This window comes from Lutibacter sp. (genome assembly GCF_013139515.1).
Classification (GTDB): Bacteria; Bacteroidota; Bacteroidia; order Flavobacteriales; family Flavobacteriaceae; genus Lutibacter.
The window spans coordinates 18,173-33,054 of sequence record NZ_WTAR01000099.1; the positions used below are offsets into that span (position 1 = coordinate 18,173).

10 protein-coding genes and 1 tRNA gene are annotated in these 14,882 nt (G+C 31.3%); all 11 read left to right on the plus strand.

All coding sequences use genetic code 11. From position 1 onward, the window contains the following. Positions 1–17 precede the first annotated feature (17 nt). Complete coding sequence (locus tag GQ540_RS09185; protein WP_291800291.1) at positions 18–1,199, plus strand: FtsW/RodA/SpoVE family cell cycle protein; 1,182 nt, start codon at positions 18–20, stop codon at positions 1,197–1,199. Beyond that, positions 1,183–2,277 carry an undecaprenyldiphospho-muramoylpentapeptide beta-N-acetylglucosaminyltransferase gene (gene murG, locus GQ540_RS09190; protein ID WP_291800293.1) on the plus strand — a complete coding sequence of 365 codons (1,095 nt, stop codon included), beginning with the start codon at positions 1,183–1,185 and terminating at the stop codon, positions 2,275–2,277. Before GQ540_RS09185 ends, murG begins: the two co-directional genes overlap by 17 nt. A gap of 5 nt (positions 2,278–2,282) precedes the next feature. Further along, positions 2,283–3,629, plus strand: a complete 1,347-nt coding sequence (gene murC / locus GQ540_RS09195) for a UDP-N-acetylmuramate--L-alanine ligase (protein ID WP_291800295.1) — start codon at positions 2,283–2,285, stop codon at positions 3,627–3,629. Continuing rightward, positions 3,619–4,341: a cell division protein FtsQ gene (locus GQ540_RS09200; RefSeq protein WP_291800297.1), complete on the plus strand. Its 723-nt coding sequence runs from the start codon at positions 3,619–3,621 to the stop codon at positions 4,339–4,341. Before murC ends, GQ540_RS09200 begins: the two co-directional genes overlap by 11 nt. A 3-nt stretch (positions 4,342–4,344) precedes the next feature. Next, the gene (ftsA, locus tag GQ540_RS09205; protein ID WP_291800299.1) at positions 4,345–5,661 is read left to right on the plus strand and encodes a cell division protein FtsA; all 1,317 of its coding nucleotides are present in this window, start codon (positions 4,345–4,347) and stop codon (positions 5,659–5,661) included. A 39-nt stretch (positions 5,662–5,700) separates the two neighbouring features. Continuing rightward, positions 5,701–7,620: a cell division protein FtsZ gene (ftsZ, locus tag GQ540_RS09210; protein ID WP_291800301.1), complete on the plus strand. Its 1,920-nt coding sequence runs from the start codon at positions 5,701–5,703 to the stop codon at positions 7,618–7,620. Positions 7,621–7,738: 118 nt separating this feature from the next. Next, positions 7,739–8,188, plus strand: coding sequence for a GatB/YqeY domain-containing protein (locus GQ540_RS09215; RefSeq protein WP_291800303.1), 450 nt, complete (start codon positions 7,739–7,741; stop codon positions 8,186–8,188). 4 nt (positions 8,189–8,192) lie between these two features. Next, positions 8,193–8,266: transfer RNA gene (locus GQ540_RS09220), tRNA-Arg, on the plus strand. Between the two features lie 633 nt (positions 8,267–8,899). Continuing rightward, entirely contained in the window at positions 8,900–11,938 is a 3,039-nt protein-coding gene (locus tag GQ540_RS09225; protein WP_291800305.1) for a TonB-dependent receptor, read from the plus strand. A 10-nt stretch (positions 11,939–11,948) separates the two neighbouring features. Further along, the gene (locus GQ540_RS09230) at positions 11,949–13,448 is read left to right on the plus strand and encodes a RagB/SusD family nutrient uptake outer membrane protein (RefSeq protein ID WP_291800307.1); all 1,500 of its coding nucleotides are present in this window, start codon (positions 11,949–11,951) and stop codon (positions 13,446–13,448) included. A gap of 16 nt (positions 13,449–13,464) precedes the next feature. After that, positions 13,465–14,882: hypothetical protein (locus GQ540_RS09235; protein ID WP_291800309.1), on the plus strand; the 1,418-nt coding region annotated here is incomplete at its 3' end.

Genomic DNA, 14,882 nt, shown 5'->3' on the forward strand with positions numbered 1-14,882 from the left:
AAAAGTTAAAAATATACATGAAAAGTATTTTTAAAAAATTAGAGGGAGATAGAGCAATTTGGAGAATTGTAGGCTTTTTAGCTATTCTATCATTTTTACCTGTTTACAGCGCAAGTACAAACTTGGTGTATGTTGTAAATAATGGTACTACTACTTTTCATTTATTAAAACATGTTTTTTTACTGTCTTGTGGATTTTTAATTATTTACGCAGTTCATAAAATGCCACTAATTTATTTTAGAAGAGGAGCAGTTTTAATGATTCCGTTTGTAATATTACTACTTGTTTACACAATAACACAAGGTACAACCATTGGAGGTGCAAATGCTAGCCGTTGGATTCAAATACCAATTATAGGTATTAGTTTTCAAACATCTACATTGGCTAGTTTGGTTTTAATGATGTATGTATCTCATTATTTAGCAAGTAATAAGGATAAAGAAGTGACTATTAAAAAAACAGCATTGTATTTATGGCTTCCTGTAGCTGCAGTATTAATTTTAATATTACCAGCAAACTTCTCAACAACAGCCATTGTTTTTTGCATGGTGTTATTATTAGTTTTCATAGGTGGTTATCCTTTAAAATATATATTATCCGTTGTGGGAATGGGTATTCTGGGGTTAACTCTATTTGTGCTTGTTGCAAAAGCATTTCCTGATGCAATGCCAAATAGAGTTGATACTTGGATTAGTAGAGTTGAGAATTTTTCTAATAAAAATGCAGAAGAAGGTTATCAAGTTGAAAAAGCTAAAATAGCTATTGCTAGTGTAGGTTTAATAGGAAGAGGACCAGGAAAAAGTGTTCAGAAAAATTTTTTACCACAATCTTCGTCCGATTTTATTTTTGCAATTATAATTGAAGAATATGGCTTGTTGGGCGCTTCAGTTATTATACTCTCATATTTTTTATTGTTATTTAGAATTGTAATGGCAGCTAAAAAAGCAACGAGCATTTTTGCAACATTATTAGTCATTGGAGTTGGTTTGCCAATCATATTTCAAGCTATGATAAATATGGCGGTAGCTGTTAATTTATTTCCTGTAACCGGTCAAACATTGCCATTAATTAGTAGCGGAGGAACATCTATTTGGATGACATGTATTGCTATTGGAATTATTTTAAGTGTATCAGCTAATAAAGAAGAAAAAGAAACTGAAGAAAACCCATTAGATATTTTACATGAAGCAATCGATTAATGTCATATTAAGTGGAGGTGGTACAGGTGGGCATATTTACCCGGCTGTTTCTATAGCAAATGAGCTTAAAGGAAAGTATCCTGAAGCTAACTTTTTGTTTGTAGGTGCCAAAGATAGAATGGAAATGGAAAAAGTTCCACAAGCAGGTTTTGAAATTAAAGGATTGTGGATTTCAGGAATTCAAAGGAGTTTGTCATTAAAAAATTTAGCATTTCCATTTAAGCTTCTTAGTAGTTTGTGGAATGCTTATAAAATTATCAAAAAATTTAAACCAACAATAGTAATTGGTACTGGTGGTTTTGCAAGTGGCCCAACTTTATTTATGGCGAATAGAAAAGGTGTAAAAACAGTTATTCAAGAACAAAATTCATATCCAGGAATAACCAATAAATTGTTGAGTAAAAAGGCTGATAAAATTTGTGTTGCTTATGATGGTTTAGAGCGTTTTTTTCATTCTAAAAAAATTATAAAAACCGGAAATCCAGTTCGTCAAGATTTATTGAAGGTTGAAGATAAAAGAGAAGAAGCTGAGGTTCATTTTAATTTAAATTTAGACAAAAAAACACTGGTAGTTATTGGTGGAAGTTTAGGCGCAAGAGCTGTAAATAATTTAATAGAAAAACACATTCATTGGTTAGTAAAAAATAAAGTCCAAGTAATTTGGCAAACAGGGAAGTTATATTATAATGAATTCAAAAAATATGATGAATTAGAAGGTGTACAAACGTATGCTTTTTTGAATAAAATGGACTTGACATATGCAGCAGCAGATGTATTAATTAGTAGAGCAGGAGCAAGTTCAATTTCAGAATTATGTATTGTTGGTAAACCAGTAATATTTATTCCTTCGCCTAACGTTGCTGAAGATCATCAAACTAAAAATGCGTTGGCTGTTGTAAATAAAAATGCTGCTTTGTTGCTAAAAGAATCTGAATTAGAGATGTTTCAAAAAATGTTTAGTGAATTATTGAATGACGAAAAATTACAACAAACATTAAGTACAAACATTAAAAAATTAGCATTGCCAAATGCAACAAAAGATATAGTAAAAGAAATAGAAAAATTATTAATTAGTTAAGAAATTTGAATTTAGATAAAATACATAATGTCTATTTTATTGGTGTAGGAGGAATTGGTATGAGCGCCATTGCAAGCTATTTTAAAAGTAGTGGTAAAAATGTTGCGGGTTATGATAAAGTTTCAACCAATATAACTAAATCATTGCAGCATATTGGTGTTGAAATTCATTTTGAAGATTCGTTAAATTTAATTCCTTCAGCATTCAAAAACAATAAAAATACAATTGTAGTTTACACACCAGCTGTTCCTGCAAATCATTCAGAATTAAATTATTTTTTAAATAATGATTTTAAGGTGTTAAAACGTTCAGAAATTTTAGGGGAAATTACTAAAAACACCAATTGTTTGGCAGTTGCAGGCACTCATGGAAAAACCACTACATCAACAATTTTAGGACATATTTTGAAGGAGGCTGAAGTAAATGCAACATCATTTTTAGGGGGAATTTCAGAAAATTATAATTCAAATTTAATTTTGGGAGGCAGTGAAATTTCAGTGGTTGAAGCTGATGAGTTTGATCGATCTTTTTTAAAATTATCTCCAAATATTGCTTGCATAACATCAATGGATGCAGATCATTTAGATATTTATGGAAGTCATTCTGAACTGGAAAAATCTTTTAAAGAATTTGCAGCCAAAGTGTCTGACACGTTAATTGTAAGAAAAGGATTACCAATAAAAGGGCTAACATACGGAATTAATGAGAATGCTGATTACGATGCTAAAAATGTAAGAATAGAAGGCGGAACTTACATTTTTGATGTACAAACTCCTTTAGAAAGCATAAAAAACATACATATAAATTTACCAGGAAAACATAATGTGCTAAATGCAGTGGCAGCTTTGGCAATGGCAAATAATTTAGGAGTTTCTCTACCTGTCATTGCTAAAGCTTTACTAACATTTAAAGGGATTAAAAGGCGTTTTTCGTATAAAATTAAATCAGAAAATTTAGTATTGATTGATGATTATGCACATCATCCAACAGAAATAAATGTTGTGGTAGATTCTGTAAAAGAAATGTATCCAACCAAAAAAGTGTTAGGAATTTTTCAGCCGCATTTATATAGTAGAACAAAAGATTTTGTAGAAGATTTTGCAACAAGTTTAGCAAAGTTTGACGAATTAATATTACTGGATATTTATCCGGCAAGAGAATTGCCAATTGAAGGAATAACTTCAAATTGGTTGCTAAGTAAAATTTCAATTGAAAAAAAACAAGTTTCTTCAAAAGAAAAGTTATTAGCAAACGTTTTAAAATCAGAAGCACAAATAATAGTTATGATTGGTGCTGGAGATATAGGGGGATTAGTTGATGAAATTAAAAATAATTTAAGCGTTGAAAGTTAATTGGAATTACATAAAAGGGTTTTTATTACTAGCTTTAGTAGTGTTTTTGTCTGGCTTTTCAGTAAACAAAAATAATGCAAATACAGTACGTGATATATTGATTGAATTTGAAGAAGGAAACAATCTTTTTATGAATTACGAAATGGTTAATAAATTGTTAATACAAAATGGTGCAACAGTTAAAAACAAAGCAAAATCTGTTATAGATTTACAGTTGTTAGAAAAGAATGTACTGTCACACCCCATGGTAGAAAATGCAGCAATTTTTTTAACGGTTGATGGTTTGTTGAAAGCTAAAGTTAAACAACGAACGCCAATTGCAAGAGTTCTATCAAACACAAAGAGTTATTATATTGATAAACAGGCAAAAATAATGCCTTTATCATCAAATCATTCAGCAAGAGTATTGTTGGTTTATGGAGCTATTAAAGAGACTGATATTAATGAAATTCATTTGTTGGTAACAACAATTTTGAATGATGAATTTTTAAAAAAACAGTTAATCAGTATTCAAAAAATGCCGAATAATGAATTTATTTTGACGCCCAGAATTGGAAATCAAAAAATAATTTTAGGAAACACAAATGATTTGAATCAGAAATTAAAGAATTTGAAATCATTTTTTAAGAAAACAATGGTTGATAACACCATAGATAATTATATAGCGATAAATTTAAAATACAACAACCAGGTGGTGTGTACAAAAAAATAAATTATGGAACACAATGATATTTCAGTAGGGTTAGACATAGGAACAACAAAAATTGTTGCTATGATTGGTCGTAGAAATGAGTACGGAAAAATAGAGTTGCTTGGTACTGGAAAAGCAAAAAGTTTAGGAGTGCATAGAGGTGTTGTTAATAATATAACTCAAACCATACAATCTATACAAATGGCTGTTGATGAGGCTATTGCGGTTTCTGGAATTAAAATTACTGAAGCAGTTGTAGGTATTGCAGGTCAACATATTAGAAGTTTACAACATAGTGATTATATCACGCGCCCAAACTCTGAAGAAGTAATAAATGATGAGGATTTAGAAAAGCTAGAAAAGCAAGTATACAAGCTTGTTATGCTTCCGGGTGAAGAAATTATACATGTACTTCCGCAAGAATTTAAAGTGGATGGACAGGCAGAAATTTGTGAGCCGGTTGGAATGTATGGCGGAAGGTTAGAAGCTAATTTTCATGTGGTTGTAGGTCAGGTTTCTTCAATAAGAAATATTGGACGTTGTATTAAAAGTGCAGGTTTAAATTTAGCAGGTATTACATTAGAACCATTAGCATCAGCAGAAGCAGTTTTAAGTACTGAAGAAAAAGAAGCAGGAGTTGCATTAATTGATATTGGAGGTGGAACAACAGATTTAGCCATTTTTAAAAACGGAATAATTCGTCATACAGCAGTAGTGCCATTTGGAGGAAATGTAATTACTGAAGATATTAAAGAAGGATGTTCAATTATTGAAAAGCAAGCCGAATTATTAAAAACAAAATTTGGATCGGCGTGGCCAGGTGAAAACAAAGACAATGAAATTGTTTCAATACCTGGTTTAAGAGGTAGAGATCCAAAAGAAATTACATTAAAAAACTTATCAAAAATAATTAATGCTAGAGTAATTGAAATTATTGAGCAAGTATTTTTGGAGATTAAGAATTATGGTTATGAAGAATCAAAGAAAAAATTAATTGCAGGAATTGTTTTAACAGGTGGTGGCGCACAATTAAAACACATAAAGCAATTAGTTGAATATATTACAGGAATGGATACAAGAATTGGGTATCCAAATGAAAACTTAGCAGGAGATTCTGATGAAAGTTTATCAAGCCCGCAATATGCAACAGCAGTTGGACTTTTAATGAATGGTTTAAATAAAATTGATAAAGAAAAAATAAAAAACACGTTAAAAGTTGATGAGGAATCATTAGAAGAAAACACTTCTGAAAATGAAGAAGCAAAAGTTGAAGAACCTAAAAAATCTATTTTCGATAAATGGGGAGAGAAGTTCAGAGATTTTTTAGATAATGCAGAATAGAGAAATAAATTAAGGAAAAGACCAAATAAATACAATATTATGAGCAGTTCAGATTTTGACAACATTTCATTCGATTTACCAAAAAATCAGTCTAACGTTATTAAAGTAATAGGAGTTGGTGGTGGAGGTAGTAATGCCGTAAATCATATGTACTCACAAGGTATAAATGGCGTTGATTTTGTTATTTGTAATACTGATGCTCAGGCATTACAAAGTAGCGCAATCCCAACAAAAATACAATTAGGAGCTTCTTTAACTGAAGGATTGGGTGCTGGTGCAAACCCAGAAGTAGGTGAGCAAGCAGCAATAGAAAGTGTTCAGGAAATAAAAGAAATGTTATCTACTAAATCTAAAATGGTATTTATTACTGTTGGTATGGGTGGAGGAACAGGAACTGGTGCTGCTCCAATTATTGCTAAAGCTGCTCGTGAATTAGATTTGTTAACAATTGGTATTGTAACTACACCTTTTTCTTTTGAAGGTAAAATGCGTAATGAACAAGCTCAAAAAGGAATAGAAAAACTACGTCAATATGTAGATTCTTTGGTTGTTATAGATAATAATAAATTAAGAGAAGTTTATGGAAACCTTGGATTTAAAGCAGGTTTTTCTAAAGCAGATGAAGTATTGTCAACAGCTGCACGTGGTATTGCTGAAGTAATAACACATCATTACACACAAAATATTGATTTAAAAGATGCTAAAACAGTACTTTCTAATAGTGGAACTGCAATTATGGGTTCTGCAACAGCATCAGGAGCAAATAGATCTCATGAAGCTATTTCTAAAGCTTTAGATTCGCCATTATTAAACGATAATAAAATAACCGGTGCTAAAAATGTGCTATTGTTAATAGTTTCAGGTACCGAAGAAATTACAATTGATGAAATAGGAGAAATTAATGAATTTATTCAAACAGAAGCCAAAACATCTATAAATACGACTGATGTTAACATTATTATGGGAGTTGGTGAAGATGATTCGTTAGGAGATGCTATATCTGTTACAATTGTAGCTACAGGTTTTAATAAAGATCAACAACATGAAATTTCAAATACTGAGGCTAAAAAAATAATTCATACGCTTGATTCTGATCAAGAGGCAACTTATGATTTTAATGAAAAAAGGATAGATGCTCCTTTACCTAAAAAAACTGTGAATACAATTACCAATACTCCAAAAGTAGTAGATAAAATAGTTCATGATTTAGGAGAAGAAGTTGAAGAAGAATTTCAAATAATTCCTACAACAGATTTCATTAAAAATATAGATGTTATTCACGAAGAAATTTCATTTGAAAAAATTGAAGATTTTGTAATTACATCAGTAACTTCAGAAGTTGAAGAAGAACCAATTCAACTAATTGAAGAAGAAAGTCAAATAGCATTAACATTTGATTTGCCAATTGAAGAAAATTTCATCAAAAAAAAATTTGAAGAACCAATAAATAAGATTAATAACATTGAAGTTGTTGATCATCAAGTTGTAAAACCCATAAAAGAAGTTAATGAAGAAGTTTATTTTTCTTTAGAAGATTATTCAGCGCTGGAAGATAATTTAACAAAAGCTTCAAAACCTGATTTGGTTAAAGAAAATGATGCTGACGAATTAAATTTTACGTTACGTTCTGAAACTGAACTGAAAATTGATGTGAATAAACAAGAAGTTGTTGATCATATTGAAGTTTCACCACTAGAATTAACTTTTGATGAATTACAAAAAAGAGCCGCTCACAGACGAGAAAAAATGAAAAACTTCAATTATCAATTTGTAAATAAAGTTAAAAAAAATGTTGAAGAAATTGAAAAAGAACCCGCATATAAAAGAATGGGAGTTGAATTAGATAAAACATCACATTCTTCTGAAATTAATCAATCTAGAACTACTCTTGAAGTAGATGATAATGATGATATTCAATTTCGTTCTAATAACTCTTTTTTACATGATAATGTAGATTAAAAAGTAGCCCAAAGATGAGTACCCTTAGATGATTTTCTAAGTTTTAGACTCGAAAATCTTTAAAATTATTAAAGATTTTCGAGTTCTTTTTTTTTATCTTCGCAAAAAACAACTACACATGAGTTTACAACAAGAGTTAATGATAAAACTAAAAGAAGCAATGAAGGCTAAAGACGCTGTAGCTTTAGAATCTTTAAGAGCAATAAAATCTGAAATATTGTTGGCTCAAACCAAAGGAGGTGCTTCAAGTGAACTAACAAAAGAGGAAGAAATAAAATTACTTCAAAAATTAGTAAAACAGCGTAAGGATAGCGCATCAATTTATAAAGAACAAGCACGTGAAGATTTAGCAGCACCTGAATTAGCACAAGTTGAAATAATTGCTCAATTTTTACCAGAACAAATGAGTGAAGATGATTTAAAAAATGTGATAGCTGATATTATGAGTAAGGTTGGTGCAACTTCAATGAAAGATATGGGAAAGGTTATGGGCATGGCTTCAAAACAATTAGCTGGAAAAGCTGATGGAAAAGCAATTTCTACAGCCGTTAAGCAACTTTTAGGATAATAAAGGCCTCGTGGCGCAACTGAATAGCGCACTGGATTTCGGCTCCAGCGGTTGCAGGTTTGAATCCTGCCGAGGTCACTAGAGTAGTATTCAAATAAGCCTAAACCCTTGTAAATCCTATGTTTTACAAGGATTTTTATTTTTTAGTCTAGAGTTTTTAAGTTTAATTGTTCCAAAAATATAAACGATTTTCTTGAAATTATGCCTATATCATTTACTAGTACAATAAAAAATCATAGAGTTTAAATGTTAAAAATCTATATCTTTTTTATTTAAATACCTTCACAAGCTTGTTTTTTAAAATTTTCTATTTTCTAGTTACATCTTACTTTCTAATTAAAGAGAACATATCTATATTTACATAGCACCTTTTTAGGTAATCAATCATATTGGAATCGCTACTTTATTCCATAAAAGACTAAATAATTTTTTTATAAGATTATTTAGACACCCTACAAAACAAATATTTACTACAACATCACCACAACATTGGCAAAACTATAAGGTTGTAGTTGTGGTTTTTTAATTATTATTTGTATGCTAGTAATTGTTAAAAATGTTAATTATGTAAAGGGATTATAAGCTCTTTTAAAAAATAATTTAAGCCATTTTTATAAGAAATATTTTATTTGTATGATTTTTATAGAGGTTGATAAATTTAATTTAGAGATTTGTTAATGTAATTTTAACCTAAACTTAATTCAAATATTTATGAAGTCAATTATTTTATCAATTTTTGTTGGTTTGATGGGGTTAATAGCCACAGGACAAACCTATGAAATTAAAGGTACTGTTTCAGATTCAGGAGGAAACCCTTTACCAGGTGTTTCTATAGTTGTTAAAAATACAGCTAAAGGAGCTTCTTCAGATTTCGATGGTAATTTTATTATTTCCGATGTCCTAAAAGGAGAAACGTTATTATTTTCCTATCTAGGATTTATAACGCAAGAAGTTATTATTAACAGTTCAGAGACTTTGAACGTTGTTCTTGTTGAAGATACTCAAAGCTTAGACGAAGTCGTAGTTGTTGGGTATGGTACTCAGAAAAAAAGAGAAGTAACAGGAGCTGTATCTGTAGTTAGCTCTAAAACATTAGAGAATTTGAAACCTGTTAAAATGGAACAAGCCTTACAAGGTACAGTTTCGGGTGTAAATGTAACAACTACCTCAGGTGCTCCAGGAGCAGATATTAACATTCGTATTAGAGGTATTGCTACCAATGGTGATAATAAACCTCTTACTATTATTGATGGGTATGTTGGAGATCTAAGTTTGTTAAATCCAAATGATGTTGAGACGATTACTGTATTAAAGGATGCACAAGCTGCAATTTATGGTTCTACAGCTGCAAATGGGGTAATTCTAATCACAACAAAAATGGGTAAGAAAAATGCGAAACCAAAAATCTCGTATAATACTTATTATGGTTTTCAAGAGACTTCCAAAAAAATAAATGTTTTAAATGCTACGGAATATGCAGCTTTATTAAATGAAGCTTATGTAAGTGGTGGAGATCCGATTCCTTATCCAAATTTATCTGGAATTGGAAGAGGTACAGATTGGCAAGATGAGGTTTTTGGGACAGGAGTTCCAATTATAAGTCATGATTTGTCTATGTCTGGTGGATCTGAAAAAATTACGTATGCTGTAAGTGGTTCACATTTAGATCAAGAAGGTATTATAGGTGGAAATAAATCTGGTTTTTTAAGAAATACAGCAAGAATTTCTTTAGGAGCTGAACTTTCTGATGATTTGAAATTGAAATCAAATGTAATATATACCTATTTTAATAGAAAAACATTACCAGAAGGTGGTAATGCATCTGTACTTTTAAATGCAGTTAATAGTCCATCTACATTAAGTCCTTATAACGAGAATGGAGATTTTACAATATTCCCATTAGGGAGATTAGGAAATGAAATGATAAACCCTTTAGCTCAAATTGCAAACACTTATAACGATTATAATTTTAAAAAATTAAGTGGGAACTTCGGTTTAGATTACAATGTAATGGAAGGTCTAGTTTTATCAAGTTCAATTGGATTTAACACTTCAAATAGTGAAGGTAAAAGTTTTTCTAAAATTGTTAATTATGGAGGAAAAGTTTTTGATGTAACTAGAAGTTCAGTTGCTCAAAATGCTGTGAACGATAATAATTATTCTTTTGATATTTATGCAACGTATACAAAAGAAATTAATGAACACAAAATTGTTGGTACTTTAGGAAATACTATTTTTAAAGAGTGGGGTAATGGATTATTCGCAACAGGTTATGATATACCAAATAATACTTGGAGTAATGCTGATATTTCATTAGCAAATGGAGCTCCAGCTCCAGGAGTAATCCCTGTAGGTTCTTATAGTTATGATGAAAGAAAACTTTCATACTTTGGTAGATTGCAATATGATTTTAAAGGAAAATATTTGCTATCTGCTATGATAAGAAGAGATGCTTCCACAAAATTTGGACCAGGAAATAAAGTAGGTTATTTCCCTTCATTTACTGCCGGTTGGATTTTATCTGATGAAACTTTCTTCGAAGAGTCTAATGTGCTTAATTTTATGAAATTGAGAGCTAGTTATGGTACTTTGGGTAATGATAGAATTCCAACCAATGGCTATATCTCACAACTATCAGGTGAAGCTACTTATGTTTTTGATGGGGAATTAACAAATGGAGTAGCAACAGGGCAAATTCCTAACCCAGATTTGAAATGGGAGGAAGCAAGAAAATTTGACGTTGGGTTAGACATGAAATTATTAGATAACAAAGTAAATGTTGTTGCAGATTATTTTATTGATACTAGAGCAGATTTGTTAATACCATCAATTCCAACCTCAGGAATACTTGGATCTGCGGCACCAGGAGCTTCTTCTCCAACTATTAATGCAGGGACAGTTAAAAACTCAGGATTTGAATTTTCAGTAGATTATAAAAATAATTTTTCTGATGACTTCTCAATGAGTGTTGGTTATAATATAACATTCCTTAAAAATGAAGTAACAGAAATTAATGGAACTGAATTTATTGAAGGCGGCGTATTTAGTATTGGACAACCAGCACCATCTAGAATGGAAGTTGGACAACCAATAGGTTATTTCTACGGATATCAAACTGATGGAATTTTCCAAAATCAGGCTGAGATTGGTGCACACCCTTCACAATCAGATTTAGGAGCTCAATCAGCACCTGGTGATTTTCGTTATGTTGATATCAATAATGATGATATTATTGATGTAAATGACAGAACTAATATTGGAGACCCAATTCCAGATGCGACTATGGGGCTTAATTTACAGTTTAATTACAAAGCATTAGATTTTTCTATGTACACTTTTGCTTCTGTTGGAAATGATATGATACGTAATTATGAAAGTATTGCTATTGATGCCAATAATTTAAATTATACGCTAGACAGATGGACCGGAGAAGGAACAAGTAACAGTTCACCTAGAGTAACAACTGCAGCATCAACTAACAATGTTTTATCAACGTATTTTGTTGAAGATGCTTCTTATATAAGAATTCAAAACATACAATTAGGGTATTCTATTAATTCTGAAGTTTTGGAAAGAAATGGTATTGGTAAATTAAGAATATATGCAAGTGCAAATAACCTATATACATTTACTAAATATAAAGGTTTTGACCCTGGAGCTTCAAGTGGTAACCCTATTGGCGGTGGAATAGATGATGGTTTTTACCCAATTCCAAGAACCTATATGATAGGTTTAAACATTAATTTTTAAATTTATTAAGATGAAAAAATATATTTATATAACTATAATAGTAGTAGCAGCATTTTCGGCACTGACAATTTCTTGTACCGATGATTTTGTTGAACGTCCAGTTGAATATTCTATTGATTCTGAGAATTATTTTAATTCTCAATCAGAATACGAAAGTGCATTAATTGGAGCTTATGACCTTTTACAAACAACTTTTGTAAATGTTTTAATGGGAGAGTTTGCATCAGACAATACTTTGTGTGGTGGAAATAGCCCAACGGATGTTCCAGGTTATCAACAAGTTGATGATATGATTCATACACCTGTAAATACAGAAGTTAAAAAATTATGGGATTGGATGTTTGCTGGTGTTCAAAGAAGCAATTATATCCTTGAATTTAAAGATAATATAGAGTTTGAAGGAAAAGATCAAATTATAGCAGAAGCTCGTTTTCTTAGAGCTTATTACCATTTTGAATTGGTAAAATGGTTTGGACCTATTCCAATGAAAGGAGATTTAAGATTTACTCCCGGAGATGAAACATCAATACCGCGTTCACCTGTTGAGGATGTATACGCTGCAATTTATGAGGATTTAATTTTCGCATCAGAGAATTTAAACTCAATACCATCGCAAACGGGAAGAGCTACAAGAGGTGCTGCATTGGCATTACTAGGGAAAGCTTATTTATATGAAGCATCATATAGCAATCAAATAGAGAAATATGGTTTAGCAGCTGCTAAATTACAAGATGTTATTGATAGTGAAGGGTATTCTTTAGTTGAAGATTTTGATGAAATTTTTGAAATGGCAGGAGAAAATGGTGTTGAATCTGTTTTCGAAATTCAATATACAGATGTTGAAGGTGGAAGTTATGGCTATATGCAAGCTATTGAAGGTAATGTGGCTGTTGGTTTTGCAGGTCCAAATTCATACGATGGCCCTTTCTTTACAGCAGGGAACAATTTTAACCTACCTACTCAAAAAATAGTGGATGCTTTTGAAGCTGACGATTTAAGAAAAGAGGTAACAATTCTAGATATAGATGCTTGGATAGTTGAACATCCTGAAGTAACTTATACAATACAAAATGAGCATACAGGTTATTTTAATAGAAAATACATTCCTAGAAAAAGAAGTGAAAATGCTGCTGCAGATTTAAAATTAACGAATCCAAATAACTATAGAGCAATTCGTTATGCTGATGTGTTATTAATGGCTGCAGAAGCTTACAGTAAATCTGGAAATGATGCAAAAGCTGCACTTTACTTAAATGAAGTAAGAGACAGAGCTTTTGGAGATCAAAATCATAGAATAACTTTTACAGGTTCAAACTTATACAATGCAATTTTAGCAGAAAGAAGAGTTGAGTTTGCGGGTGAAGGCCTTCGTTTCTTCGATTTAGTTAGAACTGGAAGAGCCGCTCAAGAAATTGATGGTTTTATAGTTAACAAAAATGAGGTATTCCCTATTCCATTAGAAGAAATTCAATTTTCAGGTGGTAATTGGATCCAAAATCAGAATTATTAAAAAATAAACAATACATATGAAAACATTTAAATATTTCTTAAGTATACTATTATTTGTTGCAGCTGTAATAAGTTGTTCTGAAGATGAGTTAGGTAATTTAGATTTTGTATCTACTGCCGTAGCTCCAACAAATTTAATAGTACTTTTAGACGTAACTCCAGATAATACAGGGTTAGTAACAATAACTCCTAATAGTGAGGGAGCAGTCTCTTATGCAATAATATTAGGAGATGAAACTGCTGAAGCTATAAACGTAAAGCAGGGTGAAAATATTCAGCATATATATGCTGAAGGTAATTATAATCTTAAAGTTGTAGCTACAGGAATTACAGGCTTAGAAAGTGAGTTAACACAACCATTAGTGGTTTCATTTAAAGCTCCTGAAAATTTAATAGTAACTATTGAAAATGATGCAGCAATCTCTAAACAAATAAATGTAACGGCAACTGCTGATTATGCAGCATCATTTGATGTGTATTTTGGAGAAGAAGGAAACGATGAGCCTATAACCGCTAATATTGGTGAAGTAGCTTCATATTTATATCAAGAATCAGGAACTTATACTATTAGAGTAGTAGCAAAAGGTGGTGCAATTGAAACAACAGAATATACAGTAGATTTTGAGGTAACAGAAATTTTACAGCCACTTACCGCAGCACCTACACCTAATAAATTAGAAGCTGATGTAATTTCATTGTTTAGTGATGTTTATACTCCAGCTACTGTTGATATGTTTGTTACAGATTGGTCAGCATTAACTTTACAAGAGGAAATCGCAATAGAAGAAAATCAAACTTTAGTTTACAGAGAATTAAATTATGCAGGAATTATTACAGAATCTGCACCAATTGATGCTTCTGCAATGGAATATTTCCATTTTGATGTATGGAGTACAAATGTAACAACATTAAAAACTAAGTTCGTTGATTTTAACGGAACAGGATGGAACAATGGTTCTGATAATATTGAATTTGAGATCGAAAATACTATAACTGAAGAAGGAAAATGGGTAAGTTTTGATATTCCTTTAACAGATTTTGAAGGTATTCCTTTTTCTGATATTAATCAAATGGTTATTGCTGCTTCCCCTGTAGGTACCGTATTTTTAGATAATATGTATTTTTGGAAAGAGCCATCAGTAACATCATCTGTTTTAGATGGAACTTGGAAAATAGCACCTGAAGCAGGAGCTTTAAAAGTAGGGCCATCTTATGGTAATGGAGATTGGTGGACAAGCGATGAACAAGCAGTTATTGATAGAGCTTGTTTCTTTGATGACACTTATGTTTTCAATTCAGACGGATCGTTTAGCAATGTTCTTGGAGCTGATACTTGGCTTGAAGCTTGGCAAGGAACTGCAGATGCTTGTGGAGCTCCAGTAGCCCCTCATGATGGAACAGCTGTTGCAACTTATAGCTATGATGCAGTTGGAGG